The sequence below is a fragment of the Rothia sp. ND6WE1A genome (genome assembly GCF_001683935.1).
In the GTDB taxonomy this organism is placed as follows: domain Bacteria; phylum Actinomycetota; class Actinomycetes; order Actinomycetales; family Micrococcaceae; genus Rothia; species Rothia amarae.
The window spans coordinates 1-14,645 of record NZ_LXTU01000008.1 but is presented as its reverse complement, the minus strand read 5'-3'; the positions used below and the strand labels follow the sequence as shown (position 1 = coordinate 14,645).

Here is a 14,645-nt window from a genome sequence, read left to right as displayed (position 1 = left end):
CTTTAAGACCCTGGGCCAGGGTTAGTGCTGGTGGTCTTCCGCCTGGTTTTGCCCAGGTGATATGAGAGGTGAGGGCTGTCAGTAGCGTGGTGAATTGCTGAGGTGTGAGCCCTGTTGTACGCTGGTGGAGCAACGGTTCTTCCGGTATGGCTTGAGGTTATTTGTAGTGATTTAATCCTCTTATTTTTGCCGCTGGTGGGGCCGTTGTCTAGTTGGTGGGGTGTGGGTGTGTTCCTACTTTTGAATAAGCCTCTTAGATTCTTGAATATTATTTGGAGATTCAAAATCATAATAGATTTGCGTCCATGATGAATCTTCATTTTCTACAGCAACAATATCATTCTGAAAGACACCAAAAATGGATGTCAATCTTTGTTGTCCGTCTAGTACATAATCTACAGGGAACTCCTCTTCTGGATTCGGTAATTCGAATGGTCCAAGATTTCGCTCAGTATTTAACTGAGTTCTTGTTCTCCAGAGTATTACTGATCCAAATGGATATCCTTTATATATTGAATCCATAAGATAAGCCACTTGATCTGGATCCCAAACGAATCCACGCTGAAAAGCTGGAATCCTTAATTGACCATTTTGTACTTTTTCAATAATTTGTCGAACCGTTAAATCGTTCATGTTTTTCTATTTTCCTTATCTAGGATCGCTATTCACACGCCCACGCACGTGTTCCACGATGCGTGCGACGGCGTCGTCAATCTTCACGCCGTTCTCCTGGGAGCCATCACGGAAGCGGAATGAAACCGCGCCGTTTTCGGCGTCCTCTCCCCCGGCAATGAGAATGAAGGGTGCCTTCTCCTTCGAAGCATTACGAATCTTTTTGGGGAAGCGGTCAGTACCGTAATCGACCTCAACGCGAATGCCCTCAGCACGCAGTTTCTGCGCAACCTCAGCCATGTAATCGTTGAACGCCTCAGCCACGGGAACACCAATCACCTGAACCGGAGCCAACCAAGCTGGGAACGCACCCGCATAGTGTTCGGTCAGCACGCCCATGAATCGTTCAAACGAACCGAACTTAGCCGAGTGAATCATCACGGGTTCCTGACGGGAACCGTCCGAAGCCTGGTACTCCAAACCGAAACGCTTGGGCTGGTTGAAGTCATACTGCACGGTGGACATCTGCCAGGTACGGCCAATCGCGTCTTTCGCCTGAACCGAGATCTTAGGACCGTAGAACGCAGCTCCACCTGGGTCAGCCACGAGTTCAAGTCCGGTCGATTTCGCGACGTCCTCAAGTACCTTAGTCGCCTCGTCCCACTGCTCATCGGTACCAATGAACTTATCCTTCTTATCGCCCTCGGTATCGCGGGTCGAAAGCTCTAGATAGAAGTCGGTCATACCGAAATCTTCCAGAAGGGACAGCATGAACTTCAGCAGGTGGCGAATCTCGTCCGGCGCCTGTTCTTTGGTCACATAGCTGTGCGAATCGTCCTGAGTAATCATACGAACGCGGGTCAAACCCTGCAGTACGCCTGACTTTTCGTCACGGTACACGGTGCCAAATTCGAACAGACGCAGGGGCAACTCGCGGTATGAACGCCCGCGTGACCGGAAAATCTCGTTATGCATGGGGCAGTTCATAGCCTTCAAACGGTACAAAGCCGCACCGTTATCAGGATCCATGGGTGGGAACATGCCGTCAGCATAGTAGGGCAAATGACCTGAAGTATAGAACAGGTCTTCCTTGGAGATATGCGGGGTCTTTACATATTCAAAGCCCTCTTCAATGTGGCGTGCGCGCACATAATCTTCCATTTCGCGCAGAATAACGCCACCCTTGGGGTGAATGGCGGGAAGACCGGGACCAATGGTCTTGGGGAACGAGAACAAATCGAGTTCTTCGCCCAGACGACGGTGGTCGCGACGCTCTGCCTCAGCAATGCGCTCCTTGTAGGCAACCAATTCATCCTTGGTGGGCCAAGCGGTACCGTAAATGCGCTGCAGCATAGGGTTCTTTTCCGAACCGCGCCAGTATGCACCGCCGGCACGCATCAGAGCGTAACCGTTTGCAATCAGCTTGGTGTTTGGCAGGTGAGGTCCGCGGCAAAGATCTTTCCAGATGATTTCACCGGTCTTAGGATTCACGTTGTCATAGATGGTGATTTCGCCGCCGCCGACTTCCTGCGACGCACCTTCTGCGGCTTCAGCGCCAGAACCCGGGCCCTGCTGCAGGTTGAGAAGTTCTAGCTTGTAAGGCTCATCTGCCATTTCAGCTACAGCTTCTTCATGGGAAACTACGCGGCGCTGGAATTTCTGACCCGACTTGATAATTTTCATCATGGACTTCTCAAGTTTTTTGAGATCCTCGGGGGTGAAGGGTTCTTCGACGTCGAAGTCAAAGTAGAAACCGTCAGTGATGTAAGGACCGATGCCGAGCTTGGAGTCTTTGCGGTATTCCTGCACAGCCTGCGCCATCACGTGAGCAGCCGAGTGGCGCAACACGTTGAGTCCGTCTTCTTCATGGATAGATACCGGAACTACGGTATCGCCGTCCGCAAGGGTGTGGGATAGATCCACCAGCACGTCGTTTACTCGAGCGACGACGATTTCGCGGTCTTCCGCAAAAAGGTCCGCTGCAGTGGTGCCAGCTTCAACGTTCTTGTTTTCGCCGGATACGCTTACGGAAATATTTTCGACAGACATCTGTCTCCTTTTGTAGTGGTGCGCACCCGTACGAAGGGCACGCTGTCGGTTTATTCGCACGGTACGAGGGTACGAATCTTTCTTAGTTTATCTGCAGGCTCAAGGTGTTGTCTTCGTTTGAGTTATCCACAGGTGCAAAAGTTTTTGAAGTTTTTCCTGTACCCATTTGTGTGAGAGGCGCTTCACATTCCGTTATATTGCCTAGTAGCCCTGAATCGGTGATTTTGTTCGATTCTCGGTTTGCTTGTTATTGGCTAGTCTGTGGAGCAACTACACATACTGTTTGGCTCTACTTGAAAGGCATTTCGATGTCTCGTTCACTCCCCACCTCTAAATTTCTGACGACGACGAGCACGGCGCTGCTCGCGTCTCTCCTCTTCGTGGGGTGTGGCTCAAATAGCGAGTCGTCTGACGCAAATGCAACAGCATCTTCCAGTTCAACTTCCGCCAGCACGAGTCCTTCTTCGTCCCAGAACTCTTCTGCACACCCTGATCAATCTGCAACCGCTTCAAGCTCAGAGAAATCTTTAGCAGATGCAACGAACGGAAAATACAAGCCTGCCGACGAGCACGGTCCGGCTCAGAATGTTCCTAAGCCCATAAAACCAGAGGGTATGGACGTTGAGACGCCAGAAGCAATGGAGAAGTTCATTTACTACTGGAATGACCTAAATAATTATGCGGTTCAGACTGGTGATACTACTGAAATTGAAAAGTTCACTTCAGCAAAATATGAAGCTGCTGCAAGAAATTTTGAATCCTGGAAGAAGCTCTATGCCCAAGATGGTTGGATGGCGGGCGGTATCTCAAATCCGCAGTTTGATATCACTAAGGTTCAGAGTTTAGGTGATGGCTATTATGTCGTTCCTATCAACTATCAGACTAATGATGCACTTGCGGTCTTAGATGGTAAATATGAAGCGCTAAAACTGTCAGAAGATAACAAGACTGGGTATGCACTCCAGATTCAGTTTGCAGATGATGGTAACTGGTATGTACTAGACCAATCAGTTGTTGGGCAATGATAATGCTCAATACTGGTCAACGAAAAGTTATAAGTTATTTTGTACTAACCTTGATTGCGCTTCCTATATCTACAGCTTCTGGTGCAGAGGCTCCCTCCTCGATAGCAAACATGAGTAATCGAGGTATTGATATTTCAGATTTTGGAGAAATCTCTAAGGAATCTGAACACATCACTAATTATCAGAGAACCAGCTCTTCATCTAGCGTCAGCAAATATATAGGTTCTTCTCTTCAAACAGCAATGCACAAAATTGCTCTGCAACCCGCTCGAAACGGTTCTGATTACACCGTCCCGCGCATCGCTTCCGATGATGCTCAGTCGAATGGTTCCGGTCGTCGGGGCGGAACCCTTGCCGGTCAGGGGTGCATGACGAACAGCGGCAAAGGCGCTGCCGGTCGGATGACCGCGATTCCTCTGCCGGTGGGCGAAACCGAGGGTACGGGTTCATTTGAAACGGACGCGGTAGGCAACCTCGCGTGTATACCCGCAAATGCCCCGGCAGGTGAACCCGTGGTGGTAGTCGATGAGGTAACGGGTGAGAAAATCGAAGTAGAACCCATCGTGATTCCGGTTTCTGCCGAAGATTTTGAGAACCAGCCCATCAAACCGGCGTCTTTGACCATGGATAACGCACCGCACTCGTTGAAGAACTACAACACCAACATTTTCGCCCAATCAGGTGAGCAAACCTTCACAGAAGATGTGATGGGCGAACAAGTGGAAATCAAAGCGATTCCTGTCTCATATACTTTCGATTACGGCGACGGCACCGTGGTGACTACGACCAATCCCGGCCATTCCGTGGCCGAGCAGTGGGATGTGAAGACACCAACCAGCCACCAATATTCGACTCCTGGCGATTACACCTATACAGTCACCACCACGTTCCGCGGTGAATTTCGTGTGCCGGGCGGTCCGTGGCAGGTGATTGCAGGTACGTCGGATAGGACGTCGGCGCCACAGACTGTGCAGATATGGCGGGTAACTTCGGGAAACGTCGAAGATTCGTGTGTGAAAAACCCATCGGCATACGGTTGCCCTACATCCAAGAAGTAGTTCGCTCCAAAGAGTTTAGCTCTCTGCCCTACATGTGTTGGCGAGAGTGCCAATCCCTTCGATAGTGCACGTCGCCGTTTGTCCATCTGACAGCCACTGCCTGGGACGTAGCGAAAGCCCCACTCCTGCCGGTGTGCCGAGAGCGACCAGATCACCGGGTTCAAGCGTCATAAAAGTAGAGATATAGGATATGACTTCTTCGGCACTGAAAATCATGTTGGCAGTAGTGCCGTTTTGCCTGAGCACACCGTCTACGCTGCACTGCATGGAAAGCCCTTCAGCGGGATCTAACGAGTCTGCCGTGACGATAGCTGGCCCAAACGGTGTGCTTCTATCCCAGTTTTTTCCCTGAAACCATTCGCTGGTTCTACCTTGCCAGTCGCGCACCGAAATATCGTTGAGTATCGTATAACCCAGGATGGATGCGCGAGCGTCCTCCGGGCTAACCCGTCGAGTGGATGCGCCGATTACTGCGCAGAGCTCTACTTCCCAGTCGATTTTGTTGGATTCAGCAGGTAATTGAATATCCTCTCCGGGCCCTATGAGCGCGTTGGAGTACTTGGTGAAAATGGTGGGATATTCAGGAAGAGGTGCACCCACTTCTTCTGCGTGGTCGGTAAAATTCAGTCCCACACAGAGAATTTTGCCGGGCCGGGTAAACGGTCGTGTGAAAGGAAGCTCGTTCCAATCAGCGTGCAACTCCTCTCCGCCTGCGTTCTCAACATCACCAAGGCTGTGAATCACATTTAGCTCCCCCTCCGCCACCATGGCATCGAGCGTGCGGTTAAATGCAAAGACGCGCTCATCCAGCAGGCAGACAGCCGTATTAGTCCCATGCTCCGGTCTGATTTGCGCCCACTTCATATTTCTTCCCTCGCTTCTTAAACACGTTGAAATAGAGCTTTAACCCTAGTCAGAGTATCTTGATGAGGTAAATATTTATCGTTTGGCTACCAAGAATTTTCCGAAATATTTGTTGGCTATGGCTGAAATGCAGTTACTCTTAAGATATTTCACCACCCTAATTAGAAACTCAGGAGGCAATGATGGAACGCATGATTACTCTCGTTTCTCACACTGATACGTTCACGCCCGATTCGGCGCTGAGCACCCGCTCTGCAGAATCCACCGATTGTGAAGCGTTGGCTCGTCTGCTATTTACCTCCTACGAGAGCCGCCTCTACCCCACACAAGCTGATGCACAAAAAGAGCTAGAAGCTGTTTTCGCCGGTGAGAAGGGCGATTTTTTTGCCGAGGCTTCCCCAGTAGTGGTTGATGAAAATGGACGCGTTATTGCCGCCGCGCTGTGCCTAAAGAACCGTAAGGATGACGTCGAGCCCTCGGATGTCCCCACCATTTTTGAGTTGGTCACTGCGGCGTCTCGTCGGCGTCAGGGTATTGCTGAAAAACTTATTCGTGAAGCAATGACGTCGATGAAGAACAACGGTTTCGAAGAAGTGACCGTTCGTATACCTGAGACTAACGCGCCAGCACTTGCCCTATACCTGACCTTGGATTTTCATCGTTGGCAGCCAGCTGATGAGGATCTTTACTAAAACCCGACGAGCCATAGAGCCTCAGAACCCCGGTTATCTTCTCAGGAGCCGGGGTTCTTTCTACCCAAATGAGCGGTCAAGACCTAGTGCATTCCGCTCAGCAAATCTTCGACCGGTTCAATCAATTCGGGGCCGTTGTTGCGCACATTCCCGACGGCATTGCTCACCGGATGCATGGTCCATTGGGTTGTCTGCCGATAGGCATTCGTCATAATGTCGTGCAGGGATTCACGTGCGCTCACCGTGAGCATTCCAGCAGAGGGTACGTTCATTTCCCCTGCTATCCTTCCGCTCCGAAGCCACCGCGTGAGCGCGTCGTTCTCTGAACCATCGAAATGCAGGGGTACAGGAAGTCTGTCGTGAAGCTGGCTTAGTTGCATGGCTGGAGCATCATCAAGGCCTTCCGCAGAGAGCTCAGCAATCGCGAATTCATCGGGTGAGTCCATGGTGATAATAGAGCAACTCAGCAGCCACTGCCCCTCTTGACCAGTATAGGGTGAGCGGGGGTTCTCTGATTCCGCTTTGGTAATTTTCCACCATTCATAGAGTCCGGCAAAGTAAATGGGCTTGCCATCGTTGCGGTGAATGAAATAGGGGCTCTTCTGCTTTTTACCTGCGGCGGTCTCTTGAGTTTTCCACTCATAGTAACCGGTAACCGGTATGGCGCAGTGACCGTTAACCGCTGCATTTCGAAAGGTGGGTTTTTCGAATACAGTTTCGCTTCGTGCGTTAAAAGCTCGTGAAGAGAAACTAGCGTCCTTAGCCCAACTGGGAAGGAGCCCCCATCGGGCAGCATGTAATTCGCGGTTGATGTTTGAGGTGTCTGAGCCAGAATCTAAGGTTCCTGATTCTTGGTCTATGCTCTCTGGATTGATGCGGTCAATCAAGATGGGCACTGTAGTGGTAGGGGCAACGTTGAAATTGTAAATATCAGTTCCTACTTTGCGACCGCCCACATAAAGATCATGGTCGAATTCAAGTACGTAGCGTCCGCACATTAGCAATATCCTCGCTGGTTAAGCGATTCAAGGACTGCGTCTTCGACGTCCTCGATAGCAATCAGGGGGTTGGCATCGGTCAGTGCTCCAACGGTGGATGGTTTGAACGGTAATCCAAGGTCCCGATAGACGGCGGTGGTGACATCCCGTAGAGGCTCACTATTCGTTACAACGATGCCGGTACTAAACCACCAAGCGCCCGACACCACACGCTGGGCAGTGCCGATGATCTTTGTAGGTGTTGCGTCGGGTAGGAGAATATGAACCGAGTGCTCACCGGGGCAGTACTCCCCTTCGATCTCACCTATCTGAGCTTGTACATCCAGAGTTCTTAGCGAATCGGTAAACATTTGCCCGAATTCGATGAACCGTTTCATGTTCCCGCTGACGGCGTCCGCATCTGCCTGAAAATGATCGATAATCAGGCATCCGCTGTGATATGCCGCCGCATGCCCACCCACGGGTCTCACCTGAGGTACGAAACCATAATCTTTACACGCTTGCTGTGCCGTCGAAAATCGAGGGTTAAGTTCATCGCGTCGTCCAAAAGCGACGTTGGGGGCAGGTTGATACATTCGCAAGGTTGAGGGCTGCCCCCCTCGCCCTACAGCACGCAGAAAATCAACCGATTCGGCAAAAGGGAACAGGTGCGAACCGGGCAGGTTAGTATCTCGGATAATCTGCATGCATTGATTATCTCAAAGATTAATTAGGAGCATACCCATTAGTTGGTGTACTGAACCTTGGAAGGTTGAGACCCTACAGGAACGTCCAACAATGAACTGGACACAAACTCCCACCATGCCGGTTCAAATCCCGCCCGAAGAGCAAGATTCTGCGAAACAATATGTGAGGGCGAAGTTCCGTAGAACGGAACGAATCCACGGTCCAGGGATATTCGTGCCAATTTTTGAACAAGCAGGGTTCCCACTCCGCTATGCCTGTGTTCAGGTACAACGTCAATACCAATTTGCCACATACGGTCAGAGTCCTCGCTGGCACCTGCCATTCCCACTGTTTCTCCCTGGAACAGAGCAACCAAAACAGCGGTATCAGGGCGTAGGTCGTTGAATCCTAAGGCATTAGAGAATCGTGCATCATCTGCGAAAATCTGCCATTGCTTGGGTGTGAGCTCCCGAACCTCATAATTCTGGGGTACGTGGAGGTCAAGAGGGAACTCCACGAGCTGTCGAGAGGGCGTAAAGTACAGCGCGGTTCCCGTATTCTGCAATGCATAAGGAGTCAAGAAGTCGTTTATCTTGCGAAGCTTCGCATAATCTCCCATCCACTGACCGCCGTCGCCCGCCAAAAGCTGAGTGATTTCTTGCCGAACTCGCTCGTGCTCAGCACAAAGTAACGTCGTCCCACGATAGTTGGAAAGACGCAACTCAAAATGATCTTCAAACCGACGGCGGTGGGGCTCCATGTCCGCAATTTCTTGACGAGGCGCACTAACAAGAAGCTCGTTCTCAGTTTGCGCTTTAGCTAAATCTCCCGCTGCCAAGCAGTGATCTGCTTCAAGCTGCTGCTGCACAATTGTTTTTATCGCAGCATAGGATTCGATTCGCCCCATCCTCGCCAACCTTCGCTCATGTTTTGTCCGTTCATCTCTCGCCAGAGTAGGCTAACATCCATGAAAATCGCAATTCTCGGATTCTCTGGTAGCGGGAAATCAACACTAGCTCAACAACTCGGTGCCGAGCATCAGTTGCCTGTGGTTCATCTCGATTCTCTACATTTCTTACCCGGCTGGGTCGAACGAGATCCCCAGGAAGAGCGCGCCCTTCTCGGCGAGTTCATGGATACCCATCAAGATTGGGTCATTGAAGGTTCCTATTCCTATCTACACTTTGAACGCCGGATGGATGAAGCCGACCAAATTTATATTCTGATGACCAATCGCTGGATTCGACTTTTCCGAGTTTTGCGCAGAACTGCTCAGCATCTCGGCACCCCCAGACCCGAGATGACAGACGGATGCCCCGAAAAGTTCACCTTCGAATTCATCCGCTGGGTATTCTGGGACGGATGCCGGCCCGCGCGTCGTCAGCAATACCTTGATATTGCTCGGCAATATCCCAACAAAATTACAATTCGAAAAAACTAATCGAAGATATGAAAAGATGCCGCCGCAATTTTACGATTGAGGTGGCATCTTTTAAAGAATGAGGAACTTAGAAGTCCCAGTCCTCATCTTCAGTATTGACAGCTTTACCCATCACGTAGGAAGAACCTGAACCGGAGAAGAAGTCGTGGTTCTCATCGGCATTCGGGGAAAGCGCTGAAAGAATCGCAGGTGACACGTTGGTTACCGATGCAGGGAACATCGCTTCATAACCCAGGTTCATCAGCGCCTTGTTGGCGTTGTAGTGCAAGAATTTCTTCACATCTTCAGACAGTCCCACGCCGTCGTACAGCGAGTGGGTGTACTGAACTTCGTTTTCGTATAGCTCGTACAGTAAGTCGAAGGTGTAGTCCTTCAGTTCCTGCTGGCGCTCAGGGCTTTCCTTCTCCAAAGCACGCTGATACTTGTAACCAATGTAGTAGCCGTGTACAGCTTCATCGCGAATAATCAAGCGAATCAAATCAGCAGTGTTAGTCAGCTTGGCGTGTGAAGACCAGTACATCGGCAGATAGAAGCCAGAGTAGAACAAGAAAGATTCCAGCAGAGTTGAAGCTACCTTTTTCTTGAGCGGATCATCACCCTGGTAGTAATCCATGACGATGTTAGCCTTTTTCTGCAGATGCTCGTTCTCGGTGGACCAGCGGAAAACCTCGTCGATTTCCTTGGTCGAGCACAGGGTGGAGAAAATCGAAGAATAAGACTTCGCGTGCACCGACTCCATAAACGCAATGTTGGTGTAAACCGCTTCTTCATGAGCCGTAACAGCATCGGGCAGTAACGAAACCGCACCCACAGTACCCTGGATGGTATCCAGCAGGGTCAAACCAGTGAAGACGCGCATGGTGAGCTGCTTTTCTTCATCAGTCAGAGTCTTCCACGACTGGACGTCGTTGGACAGCGGCACTTTCTCGGGCAGCCAGAAGTTCGAGGTCAAACGATCCCACACCTCGAGGTCTTTTTCATCCTCAATGCGGTTCCAGTTGATGGCTTCGACGTGGTGAACTAGTTCGACTTTTTCGCTCATAACAGCGGGAAACTCCTTGAAAAAGTGATAATCGGTTTTATCTATTCTCGCACGTTCGACCAGTGCGAGACAGCTCTTGAAATTGAAAGTGAGAATATTCTCTAGTGCTCGCGGAGAAGTTTCTTCTCCGCACTTTCGAGGGGTCTATCAACCAGGCGACGTAGCAGAGGTAACGCTTTAAGCACAGTGTTAGCTTCCTCCGCGGTTAGCTCAGCATCGACTTTCTCTTGAATCCATTTGAGTCTTTTGAGCTCAATGGCAGAGATGAGCCGCTCCCCCAGTTCGGTGAGAACTAGCTCTTTGCGACGTCGATCGAGGCTGCTCTTGTGAGAAGAAATATAACCCCTTCGAGTTAGGTTCTTAACCAGCATATGTGTTGACTGTGGAGTAATACGTTGAAATCGCGCCAGCTCTGCCCCCGTCTGATTCGGCTGTGCAGACAGAGCCAAGAGCACCGTTTCTTCTGAAACAGTTAGCGGGGATTCGTGCAGGGATTCGTTGCGCAGACGTCGATGCATTCTGAACACCACGTAATGGAGGTTGCGCGCGTCATCTTCTAAAAATTTTCTCATAGCGCCATCCAAAAATAATCAGTTTAACTTATCAGTTATATACATAATACTGCTAGTAATCATTTACGCTAAAGAAAAGTCCCGCCTGCTCAACACAGCAGACGGGACATTTAGCATAAACCTACAGCATGCAGGATACGCAACCTTCAACTTCAGTACCCTCTAGCGCCAACTGGCGAATACGCGAGTAGTAAATGGTCTTAATACCCTTGCGCCATGCGTAAATCTGCGCTTTATTCACGTCACGAGTAGTCGCAGTGTCCTTGAAGAACAGAGTCAAAGACAGACCCTGATCAACGTGCTGGGTTGCCACAGCATAGGTATCAATAATCTTTTCGTACCCGATCTCGTAGGCATCCTGGTAGTAATCCAGGTTCTCATTGTTCATAAACGGTGCCGGGTAGTACACGCGCCCCAGTTTGCCTTCTTTACGAATTTCAATCTTCGACGCGATGGGGTGAATCGACGAGGTTGAACCATTGATGTAAGAAATAGAACCGGTGGGGGGCACAGCCTGCAGGTTCTGGTTGTACATACCATGTTCAGCGACATCCGCTGCCAGCTTCTTCCAGTCTTCTTGAGTCGGAATATGGTGCCCCTCAAAGAGCTCAGCGGTGCGAGCAGTCTCAGGCTTCCATTCCTTTTCAATGTACTTAGTAAAGTAGGCTCCATTTGCATAATCTGAATTCTCAAACCCTGCAAAGGTCTCCCCGCGTTCGCGAGCAATCTCCATCGAAGCCTGAATCGCATGGTAAGTCACCGTGTAGAAATAAATATTGGTGAAATCCAATGCTTCTTCGGAACCGTAGTAGATAAGTTCACGCGCCAAAAAGCCGTGGAGGTTCATCTGGCCCAAACCGACCGCATGGGACATGCTGTTACCGCGCTCGATAGAGGGTACCGAGCGGATATCGGACTGATCAGATACCGAAGTCAACGAACGAATAGCCGCATTCACAGTCTTTCCAATATCGCCGCCGTCCATGGTCAGTGCGATATTCAGCGAGCCCAAGTTGCACGAAATATCCTTACCGATGGTCTCATAACCCAAATCAGGGTGGTACTTCGAAGGCTCTGACACCTGGAGAATCTCAGAACACAGGTTAGACATAATAACCTTGCCCTCGATGGGGTTCGCCTTGTTCACGGTGTCTTCAAACATGACATAGGGATAACCGGATTCGAACTGAATTTCAGCCAGAGTGGTGAAGAATTCGCGAGCATTAATCTTGGTCTTCTTGATGCGCGCGTCGTCTACCATTTCGTAGTACTTTTCAGAGACATTAATGTCTGAGAAAGGCACACCGTAGATTCGTTCGACATCGTAGGGCGAGAAGAGGTACATGTCCTCGTTACGCTTTGCCAGCTCGAAAGTGATATCGGGAATCACGACGCCAAGAGAAAGAGTCTTAATGCGAATCTTCTCATCAGCATTTTCGCGCTTGGTATCCAAGAAGGAGTAGATATCGGGGTGGTGCGCATGCAGATATACGGCACCTGCACCCTGGCGGGCACCGAGCTGGTTAGCGTAAGAGAAGGAGTCTTCCAAAAGCTTCATCACAGGAATAACGCCCGAAGACTGGTTTTCAATTTTCTTAATGGGAGCTCCAGCTTCACGCAGGTTGGTCAGCGCGAAAGCCACACCGCCACCACGCTTGGAAAGCTGCAATGCCGAGTTAATGGAGCGACCGATGGACTCCATATTGTCTTCGATGCGGAGCAGGAAGCAGGAGACAAGTTCACCACGTTGCTTTTTACCAGCGTTGAGGAAGGTGGGGGTTGCTGGCTGGAATCGTCCAGAAATAACTTCTTTTACGATTTCCTTGGCGAGCTCTTCATTGCCTTCTGCAAGAAGTAGCGCAACCATGACCACGCGGTCTTCGAAGCGTTCGAGGTAGCGCTGGCCATCGAAGGTCTTCAGCGCGTAGGAAGTGTAGAACTTGAAAGCTCCGAGAAAGGTGGGAAAACGAAATTTGAAAGAATATGCGAACTTAGAAAGTTCTTTGACAAAGTCCAGGCTGTACTGATCAAAGACTTCCTGCTCGTAGTACTGGTGCTGTACGAGGTATTCCAGTTTTTCTTCGAGATCGTGGAAGAAAACGGTGTTGTTGTTGATGTGCTGCAAGAAGTACTGGCGTGCTGCCTGACGGTCGGCGTCGAATTGAATATTGCCTTGCTCATCGTAGAGGTTCAATAGAGCATTGAGCTCGTGGTAACCCATACCGCGAAATTTTTCGGGGGTTGAGGGATCGTCGTGGCCGGGTTCTATAGTGTGGCGGGGTACAGAGAGTTGCTTCTCCAAAATGCTTTCAATCCTTCTTGTACGTTTTCTACATCTTCGGTGGTGCCCATGAGTTCGAACTTGTAGAGCACCGGGACGTCGCACTTTGCGGCTATTTTGTCAGCTGCAATGCAAAAGAGCGATCCAAAATTTGTATTACCGGCGCCGATAACTCCTCGGAGGAGTTTCCGGTTGCCGGGCTGGTTGAGAAATTTTACTGCTTGAGGAGGTACGGATCCGGCTCCCCCAGGTCTACCGTAACTGGGTACGCAGAGCACATAGGGGTGGTGAACCAACGGTGTTTCACCGGAGGTTTTGAGGGGCAAACGGATACTGTCTATACCTGTTTTTACTATGAACTTGTGGGTGTTTTCTGAAACCGATGAAAAGTACACGATGCAGGGTTCGCCAGTTTGTTCATTTTCTGGCTGCGCCTGAAGTACTTGGGATTCCATGTTCGTCATCTCCTGGGAAGAAACACGGGTGCTGCCTCGTGAGCGGCTAGCTAAGCTACCGTGCTCTTTCTTAATCCTTCAAGGACGACGATGACACGGCAGCGGGTGGAGCTAGGATGCCAAAGCGTTGATGCGGTCGGGCTGGAAACCTGACCAGTGTTCATCTCCAGCGATAACTACCGGCGCCTGCATGTAGCCGAGCTCCTTAATGCGAGCGAGCGCTGCGGCGTCTTCGGTTACATCAACGGTGGTGTAATCAATGCCGTTTTTATCCAGTGCGCGGTAGGTCATGTTGCATTGAACGCATGCGGGTTTGGTATAGACCGTAACTGACATTGTTTAGCTCCTTGAGGGCGCGTTGTGGGGCGTCCGATATCTGCGGTGAATGGTGGGGAGAGGAACGAGAATGAGCGTTTGGAACCGGGTTGTGGCCGGTTTTTATAGGGGATTCTCTAGGGGCTCCTCATAACGGTTAATACTATATCTAGTGTTAGCTGGAAATACATACCCCAATATAGTGTGGTTTCTGACTATAAATTGTGGGAATATTTTTTAATCCACAGCTACTCAGGCTTGTTTGCGGGTTTCTGGTTGGGTTATCCACATTGTTGCTTGGGCTATCGCTTGGTGGGGCTCTTGCTCACATCTGTGGGCCCTTTCTGGGTAGTGTTTGGAACACTGCCGCGTGTTCTCGCGGAATTCGCTTCAACCAGGCATTTAACTTGAAACCGCTCCCCTGTTGAGTCAAAATTTTTGCCTTAATTTTTTTTCGGGGGTGTCGGCTTCAGGGGGGGTTGCACACGTGGAATATTTTGGGTACTTAAAGAGTTTTGGCGGTTCTCGAATCGGCTTGAGATTCGTGAACCGCCATTCGTACTATTTTGGGTTAG

15 protein-coding genes are annotated in these 14,645 nt (G+C 50.2%); 4 read left to right on the top strand and 11 right to left on the bottom strand.

The annotated features are described in order from the left end of the window. Positions 1-234: 234 nt before the first annotated feature. Both A7E48_RS01050 and thrS read right to left on the bottom strand, forming a co-directional pair. The gene (locus A7E48_RS01050) at positions 235-633 is read right to left on the bottom strand and encodes a DUF262 domain-containing protein (RefSeq protein WP_068168323.1); all 399 of its coding nucleotides are present in this window, start codon (positions 631-633) and stop codon (positions 235-237) included. Positions 634-648: 15 nt separating this feature from the next. Then, positions 649-2,661, bottom strand: a complete 2,013-nt coding sequence (thrS, locus tag A7E48_RS01045) for a threonine--tRNA ligase (protein ID WP_068168322.1) — start codon at positions 2,659-2,661, stop codon at positions 649-651. Positions 2,662-2,969: 308 nt separating this feature from the next. Between thrS and A7E48_RS10905 the strand changes: the two genes are divergently transcribed. After that, positions 2,970-3,686 carry a DUF6318 family protein gene (locus A7E48_RS10905; RefSeq protein ID WP_141669327.1) on the top strand — a complete coding sequence of 239 codons (717 nt, stop codon included), beginning with the start codon at positions 2,970-2,972 and terminating at the stop codon, positions 3,684-3,686. Between the two features lie 110 nt (positions 3,687-3,796). Beyond that, a complete protein-coding gene (locus tag A7E48_RS10670; RefSeq protein ID WP_141669326.1) occupies positions 3,797-4,744 on the top strand; it encodes a hypothetical protein in 948 nt (315 codons plus the stop codon). A gap of 15 nt (positions 4,745-4,759) precedes the next feature. Here the strand turns inward: A7E48_RS10670 and A7E48_RS01030 are convergent, their stop codons facing one another. Continuing rightward, positions 4,760-5,608 (bottom strand): fumarylacetoacetate hydrolase family protein, encoded by an 849-nt coding sequence (locus A7E48_RS01030; RefSeq protein ID WP_068168317.1) that lies wholly within the window; start codon positions 5,606-5,608, stop codon positions 4,760-4,762. Positions 5,609-5,787: 179 nt separating this feature from the next. Here A7E48_RS01030 and A7E48_RS01025 point away from each other — a divergent pair, with 179 nt between their 5' ends. Next, complete coding sequence (locus A7E48_RS01025) at positions 5,788-6,300, top strand: GNAT family N-acetyltransferase (RefSeq protein ID WP_233125930.1); 513 nt, start codon at positions 5,788-5,790, stop codon at positions 6,298-6,300. Between the two features lie 83 nt (positions 6,301-6,383). Here A7E48_RS01025 and A7E48_RS01020 read toward each other — a convergent pair whose 3' ends face one another. Genes A7E48_RS01020 through A7E48_RS01010 form a run of 3 tightly spaced genes read right to left on the bottom strand, consistent with a single transcriptional unit; the run spans position 6,384 to position 8,871 of the window. Beyond that, on the bottom strand, positions 6,384-7,298 hold the full coding sequence (locus tag A7E48_RS01020) for an SOS response-associated peptidase (protein WP_068168311.1): 915 nt from the start codon (positions 7,296-7,298) through the stop codon (positions 6,384-6,386). Continuing rightward, positions 7,298-7,984, bottom strand: a complete 687-nt coding sequence (locus A7E48_RS01015) for a lipoate--protein ligase family protein (RefSeq protein WP_068168309.1) — start codon at positions 7,982-7,984, stop codon at positions 7,298-7,300. The genes A7E48_RS01020 and A7E48_RS01015 overlap by 1 nt, the downstream gene beginning before the upstream one ends. Before the next feature lie 38 nt (positions 7,985-8,022). Beyond that, the gene (locus tag A7E48_RS01010; protein WP_068168306.1) at positions 8,023-8,871 is read right to left on the bottom strand and encodes a GNAT family N-acetyltransferase; all 849 of its coding nucleotides are present in this window, start codon (positions 8,869-8,871) and stop codon (positions 8,023-8,025) included. 60 nt (positions 8,872-8,931) lie between these two features. Between A7E48_RS01010 and A7E48_RS01005 the strand changes: the two genes are divergently transcribed. After that, positions 8,932-9,405: a Topology modulation protein gene (locus A7E48_RS01005; protein WP_068168303.1), complete on the top strand. Its 474-nt coding sequence runs from the start codon at positions 8,932-8,934 to the stop codon at positions 9,403-9,405. 67 nt (positions 9,406-9,472) lie between these two features. On the opposite strand, the gene nrdF is transcribed toward A7E48_RS01005, so the two are convergent. From nrdF to nrdH, 5 genes are all read right to left on the bottom strand, one after another. Continuing rightward, on the bottom strand, positions 9,473-10,447 hold the full coding sequence (gene nrdF / locus A7E48_RS01000) for a class 1b ribonucleoside-diphosphate reductase subunit beta (protein WP_068168300.1): 975 nt from the start codon (positions 10,445-10,447) through the stop codon (positions 9,473-9,475). 101 nt (positions 10,448-10,548) lie between these two features. Continuing rightward, complete coding sequence (locus A7E48_RS00995) at positions 10,549-11,019, bottom strand: MarR family winged helix-turn-helix transcriptional regulator (RefSeq protein ID WP_068168297.1); 471 nt, start codon at positions 11,017-11,019, stop codon at positions 10,549-10,551. Positions 11,020-11,140: 121 nt separating this feature from the next. Beyond that, positions 11,141-13,240 carry a class 1b ribonucleoside-diphosphate reductase subunit alpha gene (gene nrdE, locus A7E48_RS00990; protein WP_068168326.1) on the bottom strand — a complete coding sequence of 700 codons (2,100 nt, stop codon included), beginning with the start codon at positions 13,238-13,240 and terminating at the stop codon, positions 11,141-11,143. 44 nt (positions 13,241-13,284) lie between these two features. Further along, positions 13,285-13,755 carry a class Ib ribonucleoside-diphosphate reductase assembly flavoprotein NrdI gene (gene nrdI, locus A7E48_RS00985; RefSeq protein WP_068168295.1) on the bottom strand — a complete coding sequence of 157 codons (471 nt, stop codon included), beginning with the start codon at positions 13,753-13,755 and terminating at the stop codon, positions 13,285-13,287. A gap of 111 nt (positions 13,756-13,866) precedes the next feature. Next, complete coding sequence (gene nrdH, locus A7E48_RS00980; protein ID WP_068168292.1) at positions 13,867-14,091, bottom strand: glutaredoxin-like protein NrdH; 225 nt, start codon at positions 14,089-14,091, stop codon at positions 13,867-13,869. Positions 14,092-14,645: the final 554 nt, after the last annotated feature.

Excerpts from the sequence above, each read along its gene's own strand:
- A7E48_RS01025 (WP_233125930.1), top strand. The coding sequence starts at position 5,788 with ATGATGGAACGCATGATTACTCTCGTTTCTCACACTGATACGTTCACG.
- nrdE (WP_068168326.1), bottom strand. The coding sequence starts at position 13,240 with ATGGGTTACCACGAGCTCAATGCTCTATTGAACCTCTACGATGAGCAA.
- nrdF (WP_068168300.1), bottom strand. The coding sequence starts at position 10,447 with ATGAGCGAAAAAGTCGAACTAGTTCACCACGTCGAAGCCATCAACTGG.
- A7E48_RS00995 (WP_068168297.1), bottom strand. The coding sequence starts at position 11,019 with ATGAGAAAATTTTTAGAAGATGACGCGCGCAACCTCCATTACGTGGTG.
- nrdH (WP_068168292.1), bottom strand. The coding sequence starts at position 14,091 with ATGTCAGTTACGGTCTATACCAAACCCGCATGCGTTCAATGCAACATG.
- A7E48_RS10670 (WP_141669326.1), top strand. The coding sequence starts at position 3,797 with ATGAGTAATCGAGGTATTGATATTTCAGATTTTGGAGAAATCTCTAAG.
- nrdI (WP_068168295.1), bottom strand. The coding sequence starts at position 13,755 with ATGGAATCCCAAGTACTTCAGGCGCAGCCAGAAAATGAACAAACTGGC.
- A7E48_RS10905 (WP_141669327.1), top strand. The coding sequence starts at position 2,970 with ATGTCTCGTTCACTCCCCACCTCTAAATTTCTGACGACGACGAGCACG.
- A7E48_RS01010 (WP_068168306.1), bottom strand. The coding sequence starts at position 8,871 with ATGGGGCGAATCGAATCCTATGCTGCGATAAAAACAATTGTGCAGCAG.
- A7E48_RS01005 (WP_068168303.1), top strand. The coding sequence starts at position 8,932 with ATGAAAATCGCAATTCTCGGATTCTCTGGTAGCGGGAAATCAACACTA.
- thrS (WP_068168322.1), bottom strand. The coding sequence starts at position 2,661 with ATGTCTGTCGAAAATATTTCCGTAAGCGTATCCGGCGAAAACAAGAAC.
- A7E48_RS01050 (WP_068168323.1), bottom strand. The coding sequence starts at position 633 with ATGAACGATTTAACGGTTCGACAAATTATTGAAAAAGTACAAAATGGT.
- A7E48_RS01030 (WP_068168317.1), bottom strand. The coding sequence starts at position 5,608 with ATGAAGTGGGCGCAAATCAGACCGGAGCATGGGACTAATACGGCTGTC.
- A7E48_RS01020 (WP_068168311.1), bottom strand. The coding sequence starts at position 7,298 with ATGTGCGGACGCTACGTACTTGAATTCGACCATGATCTTTATGTGGGC.
- A7E48_RS01015 (WP_068168309.1), bottom strand. The coding sequence starts at position 7,984 with ATGCAGATTATCCGAGATACTAACCTGCCCGGTTCGCACCTGTTCCCT.